The organism is Spiroplasma sp. Moj (genome assembly GCF_016082285.1).
Classification (GTDB): domain Bacteria; phylum Bacillota_I; class Bacilli_A; order Mycoplasmatales; family Mycoplasmataceae; genus Spiroplasma; species Spiroplasma phoeniceum.
Window position 1 is genome coordinate 1 of record NZ_MQTY02000171.1, and the last position, 620, is coordinate 620.

A 620-nucleotide genomic window follows, 5' to 3' on the forward strand; every position below is an offset into this window, starting at 1 on the left:
TTCATTTTAATCTCCATTCTAATTTAAAGACTAAATGAGTGGTCTAAAATGTATATGGTTTTCACATAAATTTTTCTTTTCCTTTATTTACAATTTACAAATATAACATATAATTTAATATTAAGAGAGAAACCGATATATTATGACTAATGAACAAATTGAATTATTATGAAGTACCTTGAAAAAACAAAATAATAGTGTTAATCTTCCCCTTACCACTTTTCTTAGTTATAACCAAACAACTGACATTGGAACAGTTTTAGCATTATTTGATGCAAATGGTTATCCAGTTACCACATTAAATGGAATTGGATTTATTGCTTTTGATCACACTGTTTTTTATGCCATTGGCGGGGGTCAAATTTCTGATACAGAAATATTAATTAAGAAAGACCATAAAATTTCTGTTTTTGACTTAAATAAACAAATTTACAAAAAAATATATCTTCATCTTGTTGATACTAATGGTACAACAATTGAAATTAATGACGTATTAATCCAAAAAATAGATGTTGAACGTCGAATTAAAATTACAAAAAATCATACAGCCCAACATATTTTATCTTATATTAGACTTCTTGCATAACCTAGTTATTTTAAAATTCCTATAAAATATATTT

1 protein-coding gene is annotated in these 620 nt (G+C 24.8%); it reads left to right on the forward strand.

The genetic code is table 4. From position 1 onward, the window contains the following. Positions 1-142 precede the first annotated feature (142 nt). The gene (locus BST80_RS05350) at positions 143-586 is read left to right on the forward strand and encodes an alanine--tRNA ligase-related protein (RefSeq protein WP_415746297.1); all 444 of its coding nucleotides are present in this window, start codon (positions 143-145) and stop codon (positions 584-586) included. Positions 587-620: the final 34 nt, after the last annotated feature.